Origin of the sequence: Alitiscatomonas sp., from assembly GCF_037242085.1 — a bacterium.
In the GTDB taxonomy this organism is placed as follows: Bacteria; Bacillota; Clostridia; order Lachnospirales; family Lachnospiraceae; genus Alitiscatomonas; species Alitiscatomonas aceti.
Genome location: NZ_JAXXBR010000034.1, coordinates 1 through 21656 on the forward strand (window position 1 = coordinate 1; position 21656 = coordinate 21656).

Sequence of the window (21656 nt, forward strand, 5' to 3'; positions counted from 1 at the left end):
TCATACCAGAAAAAGGGGATTTGTTCACAATTTATTTACTCATGCGTTTGTCCTGTCTTTTTCTTTCCCGGCGCATTTTACTGGTTCCGGGCGGTTTCCCCCGCCCGTTTTCTCCCCAGGACCCGTTTAAAAAAGATCTGAGGGATCTCAAACACAAAAATGATCCCCAGAACGATGGCCACCGCCGCCTTGACAGCGGAAAAGCCCGTACGGCTGGCCAGTTCCATCTGGTCCGTCACGATATAATAAGCCGTCCAGTAGATCCCAGCCCCAGGCACCAGGGGAAAGATCCCCGGGATCATGAACAGAGTGGCCGGACACCGTTCCATGACCGCAAACAGTCTGGACAAAAAAACTACCGCTGCTGCCGCAAAAAAGGTGGCCTCCGTTACGGTCATCCCGGCCCATTCCAGGACAAAATATGTGAGCCAGCCCCAGGCACCGCAGGCCGCGCAGAAGCCATAGTATTTCCTCGGTACATAAAACAGAACGGAAAAGGCCGCCGTCCCCACGCCCGCCGCCAGAAGCTGCTTAAAAAGCTCTCCTGTGGGAAAGGGCGGGAAAAAAGCAAACCATGAAAAAAGCTCCGTCATAGCAGATTCCCCCCTGTGATCCGGTAATAAGCGGTGAACATCATCCCCACTCCCAGGGCGATCCCCAGGACCACCAGGGCCGTATCCATCATCCGCACCGAACCGGCAATATAGTCCCCGTCCGTCAGATCCCGGATCGCGTTGGTGAAGGCCACCCCGGGGATCATGGGGATCACAGAGCCGATGATCATGGAGCTGACGTTATGGCCCAGGCCCAGGTGATAGAATACCATACATAAAAACGTTACCAGGGCTCCTCCCAGGATATGCTCCACCAGCCGGGAAAGCCTGTATCCCCCGTAAAGGATATACACATACAAAAGCATCCCGGATAAAAATGCCGCCGCGCTGTCCAGGAGATCCCCGCCGAAAAACAGGCAGAATGCGCCGCTTCCCACTGCCGACGCCATGATCTGGACAATGTTTCGCTTTCCCGGCATGTTTTCAATGTCGTCCAGGCACCGCTCCAGATCCGCGATGGTGTGTTTTCCTTCCTCGATCTCCCGGGAAAGCTGGTTGACGGCCGCCACCCGGTTCAGGTGGGCGCCGCTGACGGGAATGTGCTGCACCCTGGCAAAGAATTCTTCTCTCTGGTTTCCCATGGTGGAAAAGATCCCATTGCTGAGGACAAACGAATTTGCCGACTGGATCCCGTAATGACGGCAGATCCGGTCAATGGTCTCCTCCACCCGGGAGATCTCTGCGCCGTTTTCCAGAAGGATGTGGCCGGCCCGCATGGCGATCTCCATGATCTCCTGCCTGTCCCCGGCCGCAGACTCCTCCTTCGGGTCCGGCGCTCTGTTTTCTTCCAGTTTCATAGTTCTCCTCTTTCCTGCCGCCTACGGCTTACACCGGCCGCAGGGACTGTATCCCTGTTCCAGCAGTTCCTCTCTGGTTCCTTTAAATTCCTTTTTGTTCTCCGGCCCCATCTCCGCCGCGCTGGAGCAGCCGGGGACATGGAACTTCATAGTATTTGTATTGAGGATATATTCCTTCTCCTCCTGATCCGGCTTTCTTCCCTCCTGGGGAGCCGTATCTTTAGCAGTCCGGAAGGTAACCTCCGCGCCGTCGCTGGTACAGATGATATCTCCCTGGAGATCCGTCCGGTACACCGTCACGCCCGCATCGCTCAGACGGCTTAAGACCTCCTGGGTGGGATGGCCGTAGGTATTTCCGGTCCCCACAGAGATCACGCCGTACTCCGGCATCACCTCCCGAAGGAACGGATAAGAAGTGGAGCTGTCGCTTCCGTGGTGGCCCACCTTCAGGACCGTGCTCTTTAAGACTTCCCCTGTATCCAGGATGTCCTGTTCTTCTTCCCGCTCCGCATCTCCGGTGAATAAAAATGAAGTATCCCCATATACGATCCGGAGAACGATGGAGGTATTGTTGGTCTCATCCGTCTCCCGGACCGGTCCCAGGATCTTCACCTGGGCGCTTCCTAAGGAAAAGCTGTCTCCGGCCTCTGGTATGGTGATCTCTGTCCCCTGCTTTTCCAGTCCCTCCAGAAAATTTCTGAAGGCCCTGCTGTCGTACTCCGTCACCGGGGCAAGGGCCGTATCCACAGACGCATACGTAAGGGCTCCGGAGAGGCCTCCCACATGGTCCTCGTGGGCATGGGTACAGACCATATAATCCAGCTCCTCCACCTTCTGCTTTTCCAGATAGGTATAGATCACGTCCGAATCCTCAGAGTTTCCGCCGTCGATCAGCATGCTTTCCCCGTCACAGAGCACCAGGGCCGCGTCCGCCTGGCCCACATCAATGAAATGGACTTCAAGGCCGGAACCGTCCGCCGTCTGTTCCGTCGGCAGCTCTGTCCCGGCGCTGTTTCCGCAGCCGGAAATAAGTCCTGCCGCCAGCAGCATCGAAAGCAGGAGCCGGCCCCATATTTTCTTTTTGTTTCGGATCTCTTCCATTCAAATTCCTCTTTTCTTTTGTCATTCCTTCCGCAGTCAGGACTATTGTACTCTGAAAGAGAAAAAAAGGCAACCCGCCTTCCTTCCCAATCTTTTCCTCCGGAAACCTTGAAAAAAAAGCGGAATCCGCTATAATCGAAAGGAATCAATATTACGTCAGGAGATACGATCCCATGAAAATTGTATTAGAGCATCTCACAAAAAAATTTCCGGCCCGCGGGAAAAAGGGGGAAGAGGTGACAGCCGTCAGTGATTTCACCTTTGAGATCCCCGACGGCTCCCTCATCGGCCTTCTGGGGCCGTCCGGCTGCGGAAAAAGCACGGCCTTAAACCTGCTCTGCGGCCTGGAAGCTCCCACAGAGGGGAAGATCTATTTCGGGAACACCGATGTGACGGATATGCCCCCGGAGCTCAGAGGTGTTGGCATGGTGTTCCAGAATTACGCCCTGTATCCCCATCTGACTGTGCGCCAGAACATCCTGTTCCCTCTGGAAAACCTCAAAGGAAAGCAGAAGCTGTCCAAAGAAGAAATGAACCGGCGGGCAGAAAAAGCCGCTGGACTGGTACAGATCCAGGGGCTCATGGACCGGAAGCCCCGAGAGCTTTCCGGCGGCCAGCAGCAGCGGGTAGCCATCGCCAGGGCCCTGGTGAAAACGCCCAACGTGCTCCTCTTAGACGAGCCCCTGTCCAACCTGGACGCCCGCCTGCGGCTCCAGACCCGGGAGGAGATCCGGAAGATCCAGCAGGAGACCAGGGTCACCACCGTTTTCGTCACCCACGACCAGGAGGAGGCCATGAGCATCTCCGACCAGATCGTGGTCATGAAGGACGGGATCTTCATGCAGATGGGCCGCCCCCAGGAGGTGTACGACGATCCGGCCAGCCTGTTTGTGGCAAAATTCCTGGGGAACCCGCCCATCAATGTGTTTAAGGGAGAGGTGCAGAAGGAGACGCTGTGGCTTGGTGACCAGCCAGTCCTTTCTGTGAGGGGCGTTCCGGACCAGCCAGTGACCGTGGGGATCCGTCCCGAGGGCTTCATCCTCACCGAAAACGGCCCCTTTGCCGCCAGCTTAAGCCGGGTGGAGGTCATGGGCCGGGACGTGAGCGTGATCTCTGCCCATCCCTGTTCCGAAAATCCCTCGGTCCGCTCCATCATCACTGCAGAAACGCCTGTGGACCGGGACGCCGGATCCGTACATTTTTCCTTAAAGCCGTCCAAGGTGTTCCTGTTCCACAGGGAGACCGGAGCGCGGATTCCATTTTCCATCTCATAAAACACAGGGGGACTTCCTTATATGAAATATTCAGATCTAAAGCCCTGGCTGTACCTGCTTCCGGCCATCCTGTTTCTCGGCTGCTTTATGGTATATCCGCTCATAGACGTTTTCGTCTATTCCCTGGAGGAGGGCTATAACTTTGCTTCCCAGACGTATTTCGGCGTGGGAACCTACAACTATTCCTATGTGCTCCACGACCCGTATTTTCTCCAGGCGGTGAAAAACACCTTCCTCCTGGTGGTCATCACGGTTCCTGTGTCCACAGGCCTGGCGCTCCTCATCTCCCTGGGCTTAAGCTCCATAAAGCCCTTAAGAGACCTGTTCCAGACCATTTATTTTCTGCCCTATGTGACCAACACCCTGGCCGTAGGCCTGGTGTTCATGATCCTGTTCCAGAAAACGGAATACACCGACGGCCTTGTTAATCTGATGATCCAGTGGTTCGGCGGCCCGTCCGTGGATTTCATCGACGGCCCCTACTGGGCTAAAATGACCGTACTCTGTTTTTATACGGTCTGGGTGGTGCTTCCCTTTAAGATCCTGATCCTCACCAGCGCCCTGGCTTCGGTGAATCCGGACTATTATAAAGCGGCCCGGGTGGACGGGACCTCCCGGTTCAGGACCTTTACCAGGATCACCCTGCCCATGATCTCTCCCATGATCGTGTATCTGGTGATCACCGGCTTCATCGGGGCCTTTAAGGCGTACAGCGATGCTGTGGCTCTATTTGGCACCGATCTGAACGCTGCCGGAATGAACACCATCGTCGGGTACGTTTACGATATGCTGTACGGGGCCTCCGGCGGTTATCCGTCCTACGCCTCAGCGGCTGCCATCATCCTTTTTGCCATCGTGCTCACCATCACCTGTGTGAATCTCCTGGTGAGCCGCAGGCAGAACCAGTAACAGGAGGTCAATATGAATCATCCAAATCAGACGGATCTTGAACGGATCCGGCAGACAGAACGCAGGCGGGCTCTTGTCAGAAAAGCGCTCACCTATATGGCCCTGGCCTTATGGGCCCTTATGGTGCTGTTTCCCTTTTACTGGATGCTCTTAACCTCAGTAAAAAGCTACGGCTCCTACAACGCGGAGCGCATACCGGCGCTCTTTACCCTGTCTCCCACCTTAGAAAACTATAAGGCAGCTTTTACCGCAGTCCCTCTGGGCCGGTATCTTCTGAATACCCTGGTATTCACAGTGCTCACCACGGCCATCATGGCGGCGGTCAGCATTCTGGCGGCCTACGCCTTTGCCAGGCTGGAATTTAAGGGAAAGAATCTGGTATTTTTACTGTTTCTTTCCTTAATGATGATCCCCAATGAACTGGTGGTCATCACCAACTTCGCCACCATCACCGGCCTGGACCTCAGAAACACCTTCGCCGGTCTGATCCTGCCGTCGGTAACGTCCGTCTTTTATATTTATCTGCTGAAGGAAAACTTTGAGCAGGTGCCGGACGAATTATACAAGGCGGCCCGGGTGGACGGAACCTCCGATTTTAAATATCTATGGAAGGTCCTGATCCCCATCTGCCGCCCTACCATCGTCACCATTATCATTTTAAAGATCATTGAATGCTGGAACTCCTATGTATGGCCCCGGCTGGTCACCGATAACCCGGACCTTTTCCTGGTATCCAACGGGATCCAGGAGATCCGTGAGAACGGCTTTGGCCGCGAGAATATCCCGGCCATGATGGCGGCCGTGGTTGTGATCTCAGTGCCGCTCATTGTACTGTTCCTTGTATTCCGTAAAAAGATCATGGAAGGCGTATCGAGAGGAGGAATGAAAGGATGATCCGATGGAAACGGCTTTTTCCCCTTTTTCTGGGCGCGGCCTGTTCCGTTTTCCTGGCCGGCTGCCACGGCTCCAGGGAAACGGAGGCCTTCCAGCCGCCGGAGACCTTTGATGAAACAAAAGCATATGAGATCACCTTCTGGGCCAAAAATGACACCAACAAGCGTCAGACGGACATTTACAAAAAGGCCATTGAGGATTTCCAGGCCCTGTATCCCAATATCACTGTAAACCTGCGGCTATATACAGACTATGGAAAAATCTACAACGACGTGATCACCAATATCTCCACCGGGACCACCCCCAACGTCTGCATCACCTATCCCGACCACATCGCCACCTATCTTACCGGAGACAACGTGGTGGTTCCCCTGGACGCTCTTTCTGAGGATCCGGAATTCGGGCTGGGAGGCAGCCGTCTGAAATTTGACGGTCCTGGAAAGGAGGATCTGATCCCGGAATTTTTAAAGGAGTGTACCGTAAACGGGCGCACCTACGCCATGCCCTTCATGCGTTCCACCGAGGCCTGCTATATCAATAAGACCTATGTGGAAAAGCTGGGCTACACCCTGCCGGAGACCCTCACCTGGGATTTTATCTGGGAGGTATCCGAGGCGGCTGCCAAAAAGGATGAAAACGGAGTCTATAAGGTCAACGGACAGAAGGTGATGATCCCCTTCATCTATAAATCCACAGACAACATGATGATCCAGATGCTGAGACAGAAGGGCGCAGGCTATTCCACGCCGTCGGGGGAGATCCAGCTCTTTAACGATACCACCAGAGAGCTCCTTTCTGCCATTGCCGGCCATGCCCGGACCGGGGCCTTTTCCACCTTTAAGATCTCCAGCTATCCGGCCAACTTTCTGAATGCCGGCCAGTGCGTCTTCGCCATCGATTCCACAGCAGGAGCCACCTGGATGGGCGCCGGGGCTCCCCTTTCTGATATCGCTGAGGATGCCCGGGTGGATTTTGAAACAGAGATCATGCCCATTCCCCAGTTTGATCCGGAGCACCCGCAGATGATCTCCCAGGGACCGTCTGTATGCATCTTCAATAAAGAGGATCCGGGAGAGGTGATGGCTTCCTGGCTCTTTACCCAGTATCTGCTGACTAACCAGGTCCAGACCGCCTACGCCCGGACCGAGGGGTACGTTCCTGTGACCTCCATGGCCCAGGATTCAGCGGAATACCAGGACTATCTTTCCAGGGCCGGGGAGGATGACGATGATTTTTATAAAATAAAGATCCAGGCATCCATGCTGCTCCTTTCCAACACCGGAAATACCTTTGTAACTCCTGTGTTCAACGGCTCTGCCTCTCTCCGGGACGCAGCGGGCCAGCTCATCGAAAGCGTGACCAAATCTGTCCGGCGGAAGGAGACCGTGGACGATGCCTACATGGACCGTCTTTTTGACGATGTGGCCAGCCTTTACCATCTGGATGAAGTGAAGGCTCAGACCTCTGGAAAGACCGATCTGGGTCCTCTTCCCTGGACCGCCAGGGTCCTCGTGGGCGGTCTTATACTTTCCTGGGTACTGATCCTTCTCTGGGCCTTCCGGGATATCTTGAAAAAGAGAACACAAAATCATTGATTTTCCCGTTTTTTCAGCTATAATAGGTGGTTGGGAAATATTGTATTAAAAGGAGAGCTGATTATGAAAAAAATCACAGTAACCGCAATCGCACTTTCCATGGCTATGGCCATGACAGGCTGTTCCGGAAACAGCACCGAAACCACAGCCGCCAGCGAGGCTGAGACCACAGCCGCCGAGACTTCTGCTGCTGAGACATCTGCCGCTGAAACCTCCGCAGCCGAAACGTCTGCCGCTGAGGACGGAGAGGTTTCTGTCATGAGCTATGAGGAGTACATGGCTGCCGAGCTGGATTCCAAGGTTGTCATCGAGGCTTCCGTACAGGCAAAGCAGTCCTGGTGGGAGGACAAGGCCACCGTTTACGCCCAGGATGAGGACGGCGCATACTTCCTTTATAACATGGCCTGCTCCGAAGAGGACTATGAAAAATTAGTTCCCGGCGCAACGATCCAGGTAACCGGCTATAAGACCGAGTGGTCCGGCGAGGTGGAGATCATCGATGCCACCTTCGAATTTGTGGATGGTGAATTCATCGCTGAGCCCTTTGACGCCACAGAGCTTCTGGGCAAGGACGAGCTCATCGACCGCCAGAACCAGCTGGCCACCTTTAAGGGACTGACTGTGGAGCCCGCAGGAAAGGATGCGGACGGCAATGACGTCGCTTTCCTTTACAACTGGGATGGAAGCGGCTCTGAAGGCGACGATCTGTACTTTAACGTTTCCTATAACGGCCAGACCTATTCCTTCGTTGTAGAATCCTACCTCTGCGACGCTTCCTCTGATGTATATGCCGCTGTAAAGGCCCTGGAGATCGGCCAGACCATCGACGCCGAGGGCTTCCTTTACTGGTATGAGGGCGTAAACCCGCACATCACTTCTGTGACCGTTGCAGAATAAAAGGCGGAAGGGGCCAGTTTCCTCCCCTTTTTCCAGGAACCTGAAAAAGACCGGTACGCTCCCGGGCAGTCTCATGCCCCGGAAGGTACCGGTCTTTTTTATTCCTATCGTTCGATATACTGGATGGCCACGCACCCGGGGCCGCCCTGGGCCACGAATACAGGGCTTAGATCCATCATCTGGATCTGGATCCCTTTAAATTCTGCTTCGATCATCTCACGGATGGCTCCGGCTTCTTTGGGAGCCGCCGCATGGACGATATAAAGGAGATACCGCCCATCGATCCCTTTTTTCTTCATATGGTCCATGATCCCGGACACAGCCGCTGACATGGTACGCTTCACAAAAAATTTATCCAGACGGGTGCCGTCCTCCGTCAGCCGCATCACCGGCTTCAGCTTAAGGACTGAACCCAGAGCCGCCGCCACAGGCGTCAGCCTCCCTCCGCGCTTTAAAAATCCAAAGTCCTGGGGAATCAGAAAGGATTCCGTCTTTTCCGCCGCGCTCTTTAACCATTCCAGGATCTCGGGGATCCCCTTCCCCTCCTCCTTCATCCTCTGGGCCTTTTCCACCATATACCTGTGGGGGCCGCAAAGGGTCCGGCTGTTGAACACGGTGATCCTGTCCCGGCTTTCCACCATATCCCTGGCGCTTAAGGCACCATGATACGTCCCCGAAAGACCGTCGGCGACACAGATATTCAAAACATCCGCATCCTGGTATTTCTCATAGACCTCCACAACATCCCCGATGGGAGGCTGGGAGGACCTGGGGATCTCTCCCTTTCCAATACGCCCGTAGAACTCTTCCATATTGATCTGTAAATCCCGGCCATCCATATCTCCCACGCTGACACACAGGGGGACCACGTCAAATCCGGCCGCCTTCGCCTCTTCTTCTGTATAGAGCACAGAAGAATCCGTCACTATCTGTACCACGACAAAACCCTCCGCTTTTTGATGTGGTTTTCAAAACCACTTTTTATAGTTTGCAATATATGTCGTGATTTGTCAATAGCCTGGGGCTAAAATCTTTATAAATTTGTATCAAGCCAGCCGTGCGCAGATCTTACGGAAACAGAACGTATTTCTCGATCCGTCCATCCATCTCATACCAGATCCCGTACCAGAGATCCTCCAGGTCCGGTCCGTCCGCTGCCAGAAAGCCGCAGATAATGCTGTCCGTTTCCGGGATCTCCACCGGGCCGTATACCAGATGGTTCCCCGGGATCTCCGCTATTTTTTCCTCCACCTGCTGCCGATACTCCTCTGCCAGGGGGGCATCCAGGAATACGCCGGAGCTGCTTTGCTCCAGAAACAGGTTCGTCATATCTTCCGGAAGAGGCTCCACGGTCCCGCCATCCTCCAGATACCAGAAGATCCGGCTGTCTCCGTCCTCCTTATATGGCTCCGTCACCACAAGAGCCGAATCGCGTCCTCCCACGACCTCTGTATACCGGTCGCCCTGGACGACGATGGGGCCTGCCTCCTCCAGGGTAAAGGCCGCAGCCAGCTCGGATTTCCCATTGGCCTTCAGAAGGAAGGACAGGTACCCGAAGCTGCCGTGGAGAGAGATCTTTCCGCCGCTGACCCAGTCCAGCTCCGCCGCCGCACCATAGGCCTCTTTTTTCGCCTTCTCCAGATCCAGGACTGCCGCCGGGATTTTCTCCTCCCCGTCTCCTTCCCCAACCTTTCCCGCCAGGAAAATGGAGGTGGGGCCGTCCGCTCCCCCGATGATACTGACGGCATCCTGGGCCTTCCCGTCCGGAGCCATGAGAAAGAGTCCTGCGGCCAGAGCCGCCAGGAGCAGAGCCAGGGCGGTCATCCAGGAGCCCGGCTTCCTGTAATTTAAAATATGCCGGATCCGTTCCCTGGCGCTGCTTTCCCCAAAGGCCAGGGGAATAAGCAGGGCGCTCCTCTCCTCCTCAAACCGGAGCAGGGCCAGGGAATAAGGCTTCCGGCTTTCCTCTCCCAGCCATTCCATCACCTTCTCGTCACAGGCCATCTCCACATCCCGGCAGTACAGGAGGAAGGCCGCCCATGCCAATGGATTGAACCAGTGAATGACCAGGACTCCAAAAACAAATACCTTTGTCACATGGTCGTACCGGAGCCTGTGGGCCTGTTCGTGGGCCAGGATCAGCTCCCTTTCCTCTTTCCGCCCTTCACCGGAGCAGGCAGACGGAAGGAGGATCCTGGGCTTCCAGATCCCCAGCACCATAGGCATCTGGATCCGGTCTGTGATATATACGCGTTCCAGCCGTTTCCCCCTCACTGTACACTGGGTCTCCTCCGCCGGGACTGCATCGGAGACCCGCCGCTTCAGCAGCCCATACCGGAAAAGCCCTGTCAGAAGAAGGACTGCCATTCCGCCCAGCCACAGCCACTGGAACGCGAAGGCATAGATCTGCACCGGATCCGCAGACGTCGCTGGAGAAGGCTCCAGAAGCTGCCAGAGAAGTTCATTGACAGCCGAATCCACCGGCTCCAGTCCTGTGGACAGCTGGAGGACCGTGCCCATGCCGGGCCTTCCATCCACCTCCACAGCGGCCTGTTGGAGCGGTTCCGCCGCCGGAAACAGACTGGAAGCCGCCGGGACCGGAATGGAAAACAGCAGCCTTCCAAAGGCAGCCAGCCACAAAATGCACACATATTTTCTTGGGAACCGCCTCATCATAAGGCGCAGCGCCAGAACGACCAGGATCACAACCCCTCCCGTCAGGCTTCTGTTTAAAAGCTCCGTCATCGTGCCTACGTCAAACAGGCTCATACGCTCCCTCCCTTCTCTTCCCTATGCTCCTCCTCAGACGCGCCGTCCCCGGGAACGGCTTCCTCGATAAGCCGGTGCAGCTCCCTGGCCTCCTCAGCCGTCAGCCTGCGTCCGCTGAGGAACGCATTGAGAAAGGCCGGAAGAGAACCGCCGAAGCTCCTTTCGATCAGCTGGCTGCTCTCGGCCCTCTGTACCTGCTCCCGGCCAATCAAGGACGTGACCGTGGCATCCTCGTTCTTTACAAAGCCCTTGGCCTCCAGCTTCTTTAAAACCGTATAGCAGGTGGATTTTTTCCACTCCAGCCGCTCTCTGGCCATTTTCGCCAGCTCCGTGGACCGCACCGGCTCCGCCTCCCAGATCAGATCCATAAACCGGTATTCGCTTTCATACAATTTCAGATCTGTCATATATTCCCTCCTTACCACGGTCTATTGCAATAGTCCTTTTGTATTTTAAGTCTATCATAATAGACCTATTTGTGCAAGAAGAGAAATCTTACAGTTTTATGAACGAAAAAGGCTGCTGCAAAGGACAGGTTCATGACCCGCTTTTTGCAGCAGCCTCCAGGCTCCCCTATTCTGTGACCACCAGATAACATGCCTCTCCATAAAAGCCCCTGGCATCTCCCCGGCCGCTGTCCCACTCTACCAGGATCTCATACATCCGGTCGGGCTTGAGTTCTAACAACTCCCCAGCTTCCAGGATTGTTTCCGAAACAGGCTCTGCATCCGCTTTTCCCATGTCGGCCCTGGAGTATTCTTTTATATTCATCCAGTCGGGAACCACTGTACAGGATACTGTATATAAAACGCCTTCCATTCCCTGGTACTGCGTAAGCTCCAGCGGATCCTGCTGTGGAAACGCCTCCGTGGAAGCGGCTCCGCAGGCTGTGATCCCCTGCATTTCTCCGCCGGCTCCGCGTTTACAGTGCCATGTATAATTTTCCGGCTCCAGCTGAAGCTCCGCCAGGGTGGAGGAAAGAGAATCCTGGAGCCTCAGGACCGGCGGCTCCTGTAACGCCTGGACCGGAAGCTCAAATTCTGCCGTCAGCCCGTACTCTGTGAAGTCCCATGGCCCCCGGAAATCCATGACCGGCTTCACCAGCCGGTACTGCCCCGGTTCCAATGTTCCGTAAAGCGCTTCCCAGTCTGCCTTCCACTCCACCGGCTGGTTTTCCGGCATGGAATAGGCAATACTGTGAAAGGCCCACTGGCCATCTTCATATGGAACCGCCTCCCAGCCTGTGCCGTTCCAGACCTCCAGACTGTATTCCTCCCCAAATTCCATATTGAGCTCCGTGTGGTTCACCAGGGAAACCGCGATCCCTGTTTCTGTAACGTCCGTGATCTCCATGGTCACTCCCGGGAGGGGACCAGCCTCTGACTCTGCCTGGATCGTCTTCCCGGCGCCAGCGTCCCTGGATTCCCCAGCACTGGCAGTTTCTGTTTCCCTGTGTTCAGATGCCCCGGTTCCCAGAGTTCCGGTGTTTTCTGTCTCAGCATTTTCTTCTGCCTCAAAGAGCGCAAAGCCCCTGTCATATTTTACATACAATTTTTGCGGTTCTTCCGGATCATAGTAGATCTCCTGCCCCGGCTCCAGGTGGGTGCCGCAAAAATCCTCCGCAGGCCATTCCAGATTATTGACGGAAGCTACATTCCCCAAAAACTGCCAGCCATCCTCCCCGGGAAGATCAAAACCAGTGGCATTGTACAGGTACAGGGAGCCATCATAAAAGACGGAGATCCGCTGTACCTCTTCAGAAGCGTATCCGGTGGGGGCAAGGGTATCTGGTTCCGATGGTGTCCCGGCAGGAGCCTGGCATCCTGACAGAAGCAGACAGGAAAGTCCAAAAAACATAAATATCCTTTTTATCACAATATCGCCGCCTTTCTTTTTGAATCAGATGTCTTTCACCGTTTCCCATGCAGTTCTGCGATCCTTTCATAAAAACAGCTCTATCCTGATCCATGTTCTGGCTTTTTTCCATAGACCGCACCTCCGCCATTTTAAGACTGGGACATCAGACACTCTGCAATGTAATGATATGCCAGCACAGCAAAGGCAGGCATGATGATCCTATATGCCAGAACATTGATAACGGTAAAATCGTAAGTGTTGGATGCCTTATCCTGCATCCAAACAAAAACGCAGAATTTTCTGTATATTTGTAGTATATCACAAAATCTCTTCCAAAGCCTTTATTTATCCTTACAATATAATGAAAAACAAAAAATTTGCAGCTTGTTTTTCCTTCCCGCTTTGTTCCATGAATTTTTACAGCAGAAAAAAGAAAACCACGGTCAGCCAGTTTTTCCCGGCTGTCCGTGGTCTTTCCAATATTCCTACGCCTCGTCCACCGCCCTAGCGATGTCCGTCCTGTAATATTTGTTGGCAAAGGAGATCTCCTCCACTGCCTTATATGCGTTTTCTCTGGCTTCCTTCACAGTGGCTCCGTTGGCAGTCACGCCCAGTACCCGGCCGCCGTTGGTGACGATCTGGCCCTGGCCGTTGAACTTCGTACCGGAGTGGAATACATAGTAATCCTCTTTGTCCCTGAACTTCTCCAGGCCGTCGATCACAAATCCCTTCTCATAAGAAACGGGATATCCGTCGGAGGCCAGGATCACGCAGACGGTGGCCCGGTCGTTATCGAATTTCAGATCGATCTGGTCCAGGGTCCCGTCAATGCAGGCCTCAAATACATCCACAATGTCGTTTTCCAGTCTGGGCAGCACCACCTGGGCCTCCGGATCTCCGAAGCGGGCATTGTATTCCAGTACCTTGGGGCCGTTTTCCGTCAGCATCAGACCGAAGAAGATCACGCCCTTAAAGGGACGGCCTTCGGCCTTCATGGCGTCCACCGTAGGCTGGTAAATATGTTCCTGACAGTAGGCGTCCACCTCCTTCGTATAGAAGGGGCTGGGGGAGTAGTTTCCCATACCGCCGGTGTTTAATCCCTGGTCTCCGTCCCTGGCCCGCTTGTGGTCCTGGGCGGAGCTCATGATCTTCACTGTATTTCCATCCACAAAGGAAAGGACGGAAACCTCCCGGCCTGTCATGAATTCTTCGACTACGATCTCGTTTCCCGCAGAGCCGAACTTTTTATCCATCATCAGCTCACGGACTCCGGCCCTGGCCTCAGAAAGGTCCTGGCAGATCAGCACGCCCTTTCCCAGGGCCAGCCCGTCGGCCTTTAATACAATAGGCATTTTGGCGGTCTCCAGGTATGCCAGCGCCGCCTCTGGATCCGTAAAGGTCTCATAAGCCGCCGTAGGGATCCCGTATTTTTTCATGAGGTTTTTGGAGAACGCCTTGGAGCCCTCCAGAATGGCCGCTGCCTTGTTGGGGCCGAATACCCGCAGTCCAGCCTCCTGGAAGGCGTCCACGATACCGCCCACCAGGGGATCGTCCATGCCGATCACCGTCAGATCGATCTCCTTTTCTTTGGCAAAGGCCACCAGCTTTTCAAACTCCATGGGCTTGATATCCACGCACTCCGCCACCTGGGAGATCCCGGCGTTTCCCGGTGCGCAGTAGATCTTATCCACCCGGCGGCTCTGGGCCGTCTTCCAGGCAATGGCGTGCTCTCTTCCGCCGCTTCCTACGATCAGAACTTTCATTTTCCTCTCCTCCTGTAAACAAGGGCTGCGATCTTTCTATATCTGTCCGTTGGCGATCATATCAATGGCTCTTGGGAGGATCACCCACTCGGCCTCCTCCATGACCCGCCGCTGCAAAAGCTCCGGCGTATCCCCCGGCTTTACCTCCACTGCCTTCTGTAAAAGGATGGGGCCGGAATCCATGCCCTCGTCCACGAAATGGACGGTAGCTCCTGTGAGCTTCACGCCCCTGGCCAGGGCAGCCTCATGGACCTTTAACCCATAATAGCCCACGCCGCAGAAGGACGGGATCAGGGACGGATGGATATTGATGATCTTATTCCTGTACTTTGCGATCATGGCCTCCGGGATCTTTACCAGGAAGCCTGCCAGGACCACCAGGTCCAGGTCATAGGAATCCACCTTTGCCACCAGGGCCTCGTTAAAGGAAGCCCGGTCCGGAAAATCCTTCGGTGAGATGCACTCTGCCGGGATCCCATGGTTCCTGGCCCGCTCCAGGGCGTATGCACCCGGGTTATTGCTGATGACAGCCGCAACCTCTGCATTGGTGATCTTTCCCTGGTCCATGGCATCCAGGATGGCCTGGAGATTGGTCCCTCCTCCGGAAACCAGCACCCCGACTCTTAGCATAAGGTCACTCCCTTTTCGCCTGCCTCAATGGAACCGATGATATACGGCGTATCGCCTGCTGCCCGCATGGCCTCCATGGCCTTTTCAGCGTCAGCCGGATCCACGGCAACGATCATGCCGATCCCCATATTAAAGGTATTGTACATCATCTGCTCCTCGATCTGGCCCTTTTTCTGCATCATTCCGAAAATAGGCGGTACAGGATAGCTGTCCTTTCTGATCACAGCATGAACGCCGTCCTTTAACATACGGGGAACGTTCTCATAAAATCCGCCGCCTGTGATGTGGCTGCACGCCTTTACAGTCACGCCGGCATTTTTCACATTCTTTAATGCTTTTACATAGATCCTGGTGGGAGCCAGCAGTGTCTCACCCAGGGTCTTTCCCAGCTCGTCGTAATATGTATCCAGGCCCTCGCGGTCCATTTCCTTCTCAAACACCTTTCTCACCAGAGAGAAGCCATTGGAATGAACGCCTGTGGAGGCCATGCCGATGAGAACGTCTCCGGCAGCCAGGTTCTCGCCTGTGATCATTTCCTTCTTATCGCAGACACCCACAGCAAAACCGGCCAGATCGTACTCGTCCTCTGCCATGAGGCCAGGATGCTCCGCAGTCTCTCCGCCGATCAGAGCAGCTTCCGACTGGAGGCAGCCCTCGGCCACGCCCTTAACGATATCCGCGATCTTTTCCGGATAATTCTTGCCGCATGCAATATAATCCAGGAAGAATAAGGGCTCTCCGCCTGCACAGGCAATGTCGTTGACGCACATGGCAACGGCGTCGATACCGATGGTATCGTGCTTATCCATGATCATGGAAAGCTTCACCTTTGTTCCGCAGCCGTCTGTACCGGAAAGCAGCACCGGCTCCTCCATCTCTTTGATCTTCGCCAGGGAAAAGGCGCCGGAAAAGCCTCCGAGACCGCCTAAAACCTCTTCACGCATGGTCTTCTTCACATGCGCCTTCATTAATTCCACAGATTTATAACCAGCTTCAATATCTACTCCGGCTTTCTTGTAATCCATACTTTCCTCCTAAAATCCAGGGTTTTCGTTTGTGTTTCTGTTTTGTGCGCCTTATTTCTTCATGGACGCCAGATACTCTTTGTATCCGGTCTTGTCTAACTTCTCCGCTTTTCCTACGACTTCGTTTTTCATCTTTTCAGAGTATGCCTTTAACCGGGAAAGGAGCTCCGGATCAGAGGCAGCCAGGATCTTCGCTGCCAGGATCCCTGCGTTCTTTCCTCCGTTGATGGCAACCGTGGCCACCGGGATGCCGGAGGGCATCTGGACAATGGAATAAAGGGAGTCCACGCCGCCCAGATCAGACGTTTTCATGGGGATGCCGATGACCGGCATGGGGAACAGGGCTGCACACATGCCCGGCAAATGGGCTGCCTTCCCGGCTCCGGCGATGATCACCTTTACTCCCCGCTCCTCGGCGGTCTTTGCATAATCAAAGAAAATATCCGGCTCCCTATGGGCGGAAATTATGGTCATTTCAAAATCGATCCCCATCTCTTCCAGGAAGTCTGCGGCCTGGGCCATTACCGGCATATCCGAATCGCTTCCCATTACAATGCTTACTTTTGCCATTGTCAACACTCCTTCATAGGTAGATGATTATTAATAAGTAATTCTAATAAAAGCTAGTAAGATGAATCATTCTTCTTATGAATCATAATACTAGCTTTTTATTTACCTGTCAAGTGCCTGGTTCAACTCTTCTGTTCCAGGGAGCACAAAACGGCCGTCCTTTATGATTGGGACCCGGGTTCCGCCAGGCTCCACGACGGTGATGCTGCCCAGCTCCTTATAGGGGATGGTGATGTCCTTATGGACACCGAAATATGCCCGGGAAACATCCTCCTTCCTTAAGATGGAGATCTCGTTGTCCCTGGCAGTCATCTCCTTGCCGTCGGGATTATACATGGGGCTGTCCTCAGACCAGCTATAACAGGTGTCTCCCACAGCAAAATGGGGGCCCATTTTCTCCACGATCAGGATCGGCAGCCGGTCTGTGATCCCGAACCGCTCGGCCATGGCGTAAGCCGTGGTATTGGTGCCGATGGCAAATTCTCCCATGGGAAGGGTCTCATGCTGGTTCATGATCTCCTGGACCACCAGCCGTCTTCCTGCCTCGGCGGCTTCCTTTTTTTCCTGCTCTCCGGCCAGGGGCAAAAGCTCCTCCAGGAAGTTGCCGCAGGATACGGAGGTCACCCGTCCCTCCTTAAATTCCATGGTCAGATCCTTAAACTGGATGCCGCTGATATAAACGCTTCCCACATGCAGGAGCCCTTCCGTTCCAGAAAGCCTCGGAGATGTAAACACCTCTCCCAGAGGGATGTTTACATCAGCCACGCAGTTTTCAAACCGGGTCTGAGAGGCCGGATCGGAAAGCTCCGCCAGATCGATGCGGAGGTTCGTCCGGTTCGTTCCGTTTCCCAGGACCTCCACGTACTCCGCCCGGTCCAGGGCGTCGATGATGTGCTGCTGGATCTTCTGATATTTTACGTAATCCAGGGTATTGATGTCGATGGTCTCCTTAAAGATCTCCTCAAAGTCTGGTCCGATGGAAGGCAGCGGAAAGGCGATGATCGTAAAGCTGGTCTCGTCGCCCGGGATATACTGGTTCACCACCGGCATGGACAGATTCCTGTATTCCAGGAACAGCCTCTGCTGCTTTTCTGTGAAGGACCAGGCCTCTTCCTTATTGACCGGAGAAAAGCTTTCCTCTCCAAAGGTCTCCACCACAGCCGGTCCGGCGTATTCTGCGGCTTCCTTTTTGTACTGCTCATAGGCAGTCTTTAAAACGGAAAGCTTCCGGTCCCGGAACGCCTTATCATAATAAACGGCGCTGTCATACCTGTGGTCATAGTCATACTGCTTATTGGGCGAAGAGGAGGTGTATCCCGCTCTTCCTGCCGGGTTTTTATTGACGCTGTCCACGGCCGCCCGCATGAAGATCACAGAAAGCCCATGGGCCTCAAAATTTTTCACAGCCTGGCGGATCATCCGCTCGAATCCCAGGGGATAACGGATCAGCACGGTCTTTTTCTTTGAAAGATCGCGGCCCATGACGGCAAATCCCCGGATATATCCGTCAGTATACGTATCCGCCATGCAGCGGATGGTCTCCTCCGGAAGACGGTTCAGGAAACTGGCTGTCTGGAGCTCCTGCTCTGAAATATACTCGCCGAACCGGTACAGGTACGACAGATCCGAAAGATCACTTTCCATGATGATCTTCTTTGCAAAGTCCAGGGACGGGTCCAGGCATTCCCGGATCCGGTATGTTAAGGTCACGTCACAGTAATCGCTGACGCACCAGTACAGAACGTCCTTCACTTCCCTTTCTGTGGGAACGCCCTCCTCGAACAGATTATAGATTTCGATCAGGGCCTCGTTTCCGATGACCATTTCCAGCATCCGTCCCTCAAAGGCGTAGGCGATATCGCCCCGGATCTCGGCGTACAGGAAGCAGAGCAGCCTCCCCAGCTCCTTTCCCAGCCGGCTCACCGCCCAGGCCGGGTTTCCGTAGCTCGTCTCATACCGTTCCCTCCGGATATCTTCATAGAGCTTTTCATTGAGCTCCTTAAGCTCCTCTCCGGTCCAGGAACCAAAGGTCCCTTCCTCTACTGCCTCCATGACCCTGCCGCAGAGCCCGATGAACCGGGACATGGCCGTAAAGAAATCCCTGTACGGCTCCGTTACCGTCTGCTCCTCCTGAAATTTAAGGATCCGCGCCATGGAAAGCTCATACCGCTCTCTGATCAGCTGCTGTTCCATTTTTCCCTCCATTTTCCGCCCTGCCCGGCTCCAGGCCGGACCGGCTTCCCATTATTTTACAATATACCCGTTTACAGGGCTATAAAGATCACCGCCAGCCACAGGATCACCAGGATCCCTGCGGCTATGAGGCTGGCCTTTGCCAGTATATAATTCTTTTCCTTCTCTAAAAAAGAAAAGATCCCATAGACCAGGGATGAGGCCGCTGTCAGGATGCTGCAGAATCCCAGCGCGGCCGCCACCAGCGGCGCATTCCCCCCGGTCACATACCCCAGGGCCAGGGCGGCGGCTCCAAAGAGAAGGGAGACCGCCGCCAGCCCCGCTGCCACAAGGCTGGCCTTTGCCAGGGGCTTTTTTATATACGATACTTTATTTCCGATACGCTGCACTATATCTTCTCCATATCTTTCTGGCTCCGCAGAAGGTCAGATACCCTGCCAGAGCTCCGATGGTATTTAAAAGCAGGTCGTCCACGTCAAAGCTTCCCACCCGGAAGACCAGCTGGGTCGTCTCAATACAGAGGCTGAACACCGCTCCCAGAAGGGTCGTGGTGTACCAGCGGTCCACCCGGCTCCATATCTCCGGAAGGAAGAACCCAAATGGCATGAACGCCGCCATGTTTCCGACAATATTTAAAAATACGGCTCTCCAGCCCAGCACATCCGCATGGGTCAGAAAGCGCCTGATCTCCTTTAATGGGGTCAGATTATAGCTGTAACCGGCCCGTATGCCGGGAGTCCGCCCCATCTCCTCCGCAAAAATCAAAAAATACGTCAGCAGCACCAGATATAGGACAAAAAATAGGAAGCCCAGCTTCCGGTGCCTTTCATTCTTAATAAAAAAATCCACGTTTTATTCCAAACAGACCCTGGGCCTGATACTTTCTATATTATTGTTTCCATCTGACAATTTCCGATTTGTCCCTTTTTGCACAGATAAGATGCCGTCCCCAGGACAGCATCTTATCTGGTGTACCTTATGATTAAAATGTGATCTCTGATTTTCTCTTAAGGAGCAGAGCGCCGTTTATAATGGCGATGATGCCTGCTGCCAGGCCCACAGAAGCGACTACGATCCCGACGGCAATGCTGGCGGCGCCTGTATTGCGCATGGTCTTATAGATTCTTTCCATGACGTATCCTCCTCTATTTTACACCATACTGCTCATAGTATGCATCGATGGCAGCCTTTAATGTGTCGTCGATCACAACTTTTCCTTTATACTCTCTGTTGTAAAGGTGCTCCACCACTTCCTTCATGGTCACGATGGCCGTGGTCTTGAAGCCGTACTTTTCCTGGATCTCTGTAAGGGCAGATTTTTCTCCCTTTCCTCTTTCGCAGCGGTCCACAGAAACCACCAGTCCCAGAACGTCCACATTCCCCTGGGCCTTGATGATCGGAAGAGTCTCCTCGATGGAGGTTCCCGCTGTGGTCACATCCTCGATGATGACTACCTTATCGCCATCGGCAATGGGGCTTCCTAAGAGGATCCCCTTATCGCCATGGTCCTTTACCTCTTTTCTGTTGGAGCAGTATTTGATATCTGCGTCAAAATGCTCGCTTAAGGCCATGCTGGCAGCAACGGTCAGGGGGATTCCCTTGTAAGCCGGTCCGAACAGCACGTCAAACTCTGTTCCAAAGGTATTCTGGATGGCCTTTGCATAATACTCTCCCAGCTTTCTTAACTGGGCGCCGGTGCGGTAAAAGCCTGTGTTCACGAAGAACGGGGTCTTTCTTCCGCTCTTTGTTACGAAATCACCAAACTTTAAAACGCCGCAGTCCACCATAAATTCAATAAATTCCTGCTTATATTTTTCCATTTTCCGAATCCTTTCTCTGTTTTGCGGATGCGGGACACTGGCCCTAACGGACCGCCCCGATCAGCTCATTGATATCTTCCACTCCGTACTTTTTCATGTACGCTTCGATCCCGTCCACGATCTCTGCCGTTGTGCAGGGGTTCACGAAGTTGGCCGTTCCCACTGCCACGGCTGTGGCTCCGGCCAGGATAAATTCCAGGGCATCGTCAGCAGTCATGATGCCGCCCATGCCGATCACCGGGATCTTCACTGCCTGGGCTGCCTGGTACACCATACGCACCGCCACCGGCTTCACCGCCGGACCGGACATTCCGCCGGTCTTATTGGCCAGGGCAAAGGTCCTCCGGTTGATATCGATCTTCATTCCCGTAATGGTATTGATCAGGGATACCACGTCGGCTCCTCCTGCCTCCACAGCCTTTGCCATTTCGGAAATATCCGTCACATTGGGAGAAAGCTTCATGATCACCGGCTGCTTTGCCACTTTTTTAATGGCGGCTGTGATATCCTCCGCCACCTTCGGATCCTGTCCAAAGGCCAGGGCTCCGGCTTTTACGTTGGGACAGGAGATGTTGATCTCCAGCATGTCCACATCCGTCTCGCCCAGGCGCTCCACCACGTCCAGATAATCTTCCTTTGTTTTTCCGCAGACATTTACGATGATCTTCGTATCATACTGCTTTAAAAACGGGATATCCCGCTCGATAAATACGTCCACGCCCGGTCCCTGAAGGCCGATGGCGTTTAACATGCCGCCGTATACCTCTGTCACCCTGGGCGTCGGATTTCCCGGCCAGGGTACGTTGGCGATCCCCTTGGTCACCACGGCTCCCAGACGGTTCAGATCCACCATCTCGCCGTATTCCATACCGGACCCGAAGGTACCGGAGCAGGTCATCACCGGATTCTTAAGCTGGACTCCGGCTAAATTCACCTTTGTGTTCATGC

General features: G+C 54.2%; 22 protein-coding genes. 5 read left to right on the forward strand and 17 right to left on the reverse strand.

Features of this window, described 5'->3' with window-relative positions; all coding sequences use genetic code 11:
* Positions 1-77 precede the first annotated feature (77 nt).
* Genes WIH05_RS01485 through WIH05_RS01495 form a run of 3 tightly spaced genes read right to left on the reverse strand, consistent with a single transcriptional unit; the run spans position 78 to position 2512 of the window.
* Positions 78-593 carry a threonine/serine exporter family protein gene (locus WIH05_RS01485; protein ID WP_215653102.1) on the reverse strand — a complete coding sequence of 172 codons (516 nt, stop codon included), beginning with the start codon at positions 591-593 and terminating at the stop codon, positions 78-80.
* The gene (locus WIH05_RS01490; RefSeq protein ID WP_215653103.1) at positions 590-1411 is read right to left on the reverse strand and encodes a threonine/serine exporter family protein; all 822 of its coding nucleotides are present in this window, start codon (positions 1409-1411) and stop codon (positions 590-592) included. The genes WIH05_RS01485 and WIH05_RS01490 overlap by 4 nt, the downstream gene beginning before the upstream one ends.
* Positions 1412-1432: 21 nt before the next feature.
* The gene (locus WIH05_RS01495; RefSeq protein WP_215653104.1) at positions 1433-2512 is read right to left on the reverse strand and encodes a ComEC/Rec2 family competence protein; all 1080 of its coding nucleotides are present in this window, start codon (positions 2510-2512) and stop codon (positions 1433-1435) included.
* A 173-nt stretch (positions 2513-2685) separates the two neighbouring features.
* Here WIH05_RS01495 and WIH05_RS01500 point away from each other — a divergent pair, with 173 nt between their 5' ends.
* The 5 genes from WIH05_RS01500 (at position 2686) to WIH05_RS01520 (ending at position 8081) form a co-directional block, all read left to right on the forward strand.
* Positions 2686-3786, forward strand: coding sequence for an ABC transporter ATP-binding protein (locus tag WIH05_RS01500; protein WP_215653105.1), 1101 nt, complete (start codon positions 2686-2688; stop codon positions 3784-3786).
* A gap of 21 nt (positions 3787-3807) precedes the next feature.
* Positions 3808-4695 carry a sugar ABC transporter permease gene (locus WIH05_RS01505; RefSeq protein ID WP_022274157.1) on the forward strand — a complete coding sequence of 296 codons (888 nt, stop codon included), beginning with the start codon at positions 3808-3810 and terminating at the stop codon, positions 4693-4695.
* 12 nt (positions 4696-4707) lie between these two features.
* A complete protein-coding gene (locus tag WIH05_RS01510; protein ID WP_215653106.1) occupies positions 4708-5589 on the forward strand; it encodes a carbohydrate ABC transporter permease in 882 nt (293 codons plus the stop codon).
* Positions 5586-7184, forward strand: a complete 1599-nt coding sequence (locus WIH05_RS01515; protein ID WP_215653107.1) for an extracellular solute-binding protein — start codon at positions 5586-5588, stop codon at positions 7182-7184. The genes WIH05_RS01510 and WIH05_RS01515 overlap by 4 nt, the downstream gene beginning before the upstream one ends.
* A gap of 63 nt (positions 7185-7247) precedes the next feature.
* Positions 7248-8081 carry a hypothetical protein gene (locus WIH05_RS01520; RefSeq protein WP_337424880.1) on the forward strand — a complete coding sequence of 278 codons (834 nt, stop codon included), beginning with the start codon at positions 7248-7250 and terminating at the stop codon, positions 8079-8081.
* Between the two features lie 104 nt (positions 8082-8185).
* Here WIH05_RS01520 and WIH05_RS01525 read toward each other — a convergent pair whose 3' ends face one another.
* The 14 genes from WIH05_RS01525 to WIH05_RS01590 all read right to left on the reverse strand — a co-directional run bounded on the left by WIH05_RS01525 (position 8186) and on the right by WIH05_RS01590 (position 21654).
* On the reverse strand, positions 8186-9019 hold the full coding sequence (locus tag WIH05_RS01525; protein WP_215653109.1) for a DegV family protein: 834 nt from the start codon (positions 9017-9019) through the stop codon (positions 8186-8188).
* Between the two features lie 130 nt (positions 9020-9149).
* Positions 9150-10850 (reverse strand): M56 family metallopeptidase, encoded by a 1701-nt coding sequence (locus WIH05_RS01530; protein ID WP_337424881.1) that lies wholly within the window; start codon positions 10848-10850, stop codon positions 9150-9152.
* Complete coding sequence (locus WIH05_RS01535) at positions 10847-11257, reverse strand: BlaI/MecI/CopY family transcriptional regulator (RefSeq protein WP_158357243.1); 411 nt, start codon at positions 11255-11257, stop codon at positions 10847-10849. The genes WIH05_RS01530 and WIH05_RS01535 overlap by 4 nt, the downstream gene beginning before the upstream one ends.
* 166 nt (positions 11258-11423) lie before the next feature.
* Entirely contained in the window at positions 11424-12725 is a 1302-nt protein-coding gene (locus WIH05_RS01540) for an immunoglobulin-like domain-containing protein (protein ID WP_337424882.1), read from the reverse strand.
* A 467-nt stretch (positions 12726-13192) separates the two neighbouring features.
* Complete coding sequence (gene purD, locus WIH05_RS01545) at positions 13193-14470, reverse strand: phosphoribosylamine--glycine ligase (RefSeq protein WP_215653112.1); 1278 nt, start codon at positions 14468-14470, stop codon at positions 13193-13195.
* Between the two features lie 36 nt (positions 14471-14506).
* Positions 14507-15100, reverse strand: a complete 594-nt coding sequence (purN, locus tag WIH05_RS01550; protein ID WP_022273574.1) for a phosphoribosylglycinamide formyltransferase — start codon at positions 15098-15100, stop codon at positions 14507-14509.
* Positions 15094-16125: a phosphoribosylformylglycinamidine cyclo-ligase gene (purM, locus tag WIH05_RS01555; protein ID WP_022273575.1), complete on the reverse strand. Its 1032-nt coding sequence runs from the start codon at positions 16123-16125 to the stop codon at positions 15094-15096. Before purM ends, purN begins: the two co-directional genes overlap by 7 nt.
* 51 nt (positions 16126-16176) lie before the next feature.
* Positions 16177-16695: a 5-(carboxyamino)imidazole ribonucleotide mutase gene (gene purE, locus WIH05_RS01560; RefSeq protein WP_022273576.1), complete on the reverse strand. Its 519-nt coding sequence runs from the start codon at positions 16693-16695 to the stop codon at positions 16177-16179.
* Positions 16696-16797: 102 nt separating this feature from the next.
* Positions 16798-18888 (reverse strand): aminopeptidase, encoded by a 2091-nt coding sequence (locus WIH05_RS01565; protein WP_022273577.1) that lies wholly within the window; start codon positions 18886-18888, stop codon positions 16798-16800.
* 71 nt (positions 18889-18959) lie between these two features.
* Positions 18960-19277 (reverse strand): calcium:proton exchanger, encoded by a 318-nt coding sequence (locus tag WIH05_RS01570; RefSeq protein ID WP_215653114.1) that lies wholly within the window; start codon positions 19275-19277, stop codon positions 18960-18962.
* Positions 19258-19737 carry a VanZ family protein gene (locus WIH05_RS01575; RefSeq protein ID WP_337424883.1) on the reverse strand — a complete coding sequence of 160 codons (480 nt, stop codon included), beginning with the start codon at positions 19735-19737 and terminating at the stop codon, positions 19258-19260. Before WIH05_RS01575 ends, WIH05_RS01570 begins: the two co-directional genes overlap by 20 nt.
* A 133-nt stretch (positions 19738-19870) precedes the next feature.
* On the reverse strand, positions 19871-20020 hold the full coding sequence (locus tag WIH05_RS01580) for a hypothetical protein (protein WP_022273580.1): 150 nt from the start codon (positions 20018-20020) through the stop codon (positions 19871-19873).
* A gap of 13 nt (positions 20021-20033) precedes the next feature.
* Positions 20034-20708 carry an orotate phosphoribosyltransferase gene (gene pyrE, locus WIH05_RS01585; RefSeq protein WP_158357229.1) on the reverse strand — a complete coding sequence of 225 codons (675 nt, stop codon included), beginning with the start codon at positions 20706-20708 and terminating at the stop codon, positions 20034-20036.
* A gap of 43 nt (positions 20709-20751) precedes the next feature.
* Positions 20752-21654, reverse strand: coding sequence for a dihydroorotate dehydrogenase (locus tag WIH05_RS01590; RefSeq protein WP_022273582.1), 903 nt, complete (start codon positions 21652-21654; stop codon positions 20752-20754).
* Between the last annotated feature and the right edge of the window lie 2 nt (positions 21655-21656).

Excerpts from the sequence above, each read along its gene's own strand:
- WIH05_RS01500 (WP_215653105.1), top strand. The coding sequence starts at position 2,686 with ATGAAAATTGTATTAGAGCATCTCACAAAAAAATTTCCGGCCCGCGGG.
- WIH05_RS01495 (WP_215653104.1), bottom strand. The coding sequence starts at position 2,512 with ATGGAAGAGATCCGAAACAAAAAGAAAATATGGGGCCGGCTCCTGCTT.
- WIH05_RS01590 (WP_022273582.1), bottom strand. The coding sequence starts at position 21,654 with ATGAACACAAAGGTGAATTTAGCCGGAGTCCAGCTTAAGAATCCGGTG.
- WIH05_RS01530 (WP_337424881.1), bottom strand. The coding sequence starts at position 10,850 with ATGAGCCTGTTTGACGTAGGCACGATGACGGAGCTTTTAAACAGAAGC.
- WIH05_RS01535 (WP_158357243.1), bottom strand. The coding sequence starts at position 11,257 with ATGACAGATCTGAAATTGTATGAAAGCGAATACCGGTTTATGGATCTG.
- purD (WP_215653112.1), bottom strand. The coding sequence starts at position 14,470 with ATGAAAGTTCTGATCGTAGGAAGCGGCGGAAGAGAGCACGCCATTGCC.
- WIH05_RS01490 (WP_215653103.1), bottom strand. The coding sequence starts at position 1,411 with ATGAAACTGGAAGAAAACAGAGCGCCGGACCCGAAGGAGGAGTCTGCG.
- purM (WP_022273575.1), bottom strand. The coding sequence starts at position 16,125 with ATGGATTACAAGAAAGCCGGAGTAGATATTGAAGCTGGTTATAAATCT.
- WIH05_RS01505 (WP_022274157.1), top strand. The coding sequence starts at position 3,808 with ATGAAATATTCAGATCTAAAGCCCTGGCTGTACCTGCTTCCGGCCATC.
- WIH05_RS01515 (WP_215653107.1), top strand. The coding sequence starts at position 5,586 with ATGATCCGATGGAAACGGCTTTTTCCCCTTTTTCTGGGCGCGGCCTGT.
- WIH05_RS01565 (WP_022273577.1), bottom strand. The coding sequence starts at position 18,888 with ATGGAACAGCAGCTGATCAGAGAGCGGTATGAGCTTTCCATGGCGCGG.
- purN (WP_022273574.1), bottom strand. The coding sequence starts at position 15,100 with ATGCTAAGAGTCGGGGTGCTGGTTTCCGGAGGAGGGACCAATCTCCAG.
- WIH05_RS01485 (WP_215653102.1), bottom strand. The coding sequence starts at position 593 with ATGACGGAGCTTTTTTCATGGTTTGCTTTTTTCCCGCCCTTTCCCACA.
- purE (WP_022273576.1), bottom strand. The coding sequence starts at position 16,695 with ATGGCAAAAGTAAGCATTGTAATGGGAAGCGATTCGGATATGCCGGTA.
- pyrE (WP_158357229.1), bottom strand. The coding sequence starts at position 20,708 with ATGGAAAAATATAAGCAGGAATTTATTGAATTTATGGTGGACTGCGGC.
- WIH05_RS01520 (WP_337424880.1), top strand. The coding sequence starts at position 7,248 with ATGAAAAAAATCACAGTAACCGCAATCGCACTTTCCATGGCTATGGCC.
- WIH05_RS01580 (WP_022273580.1), bottom strand. The coding sequence starts at position 20,020 with ATGGAAAGAATCTATAAGACCATGCGCAATACAGGCGCCGCCAGCATT.
- WIH05_RS01510 (WP_215653106.1), top strand. The coding sequence starts at position 4,708 with ATGAATCATCCAAATCAGACGGATCTTGAACGGATCCGGCAGACAGAA.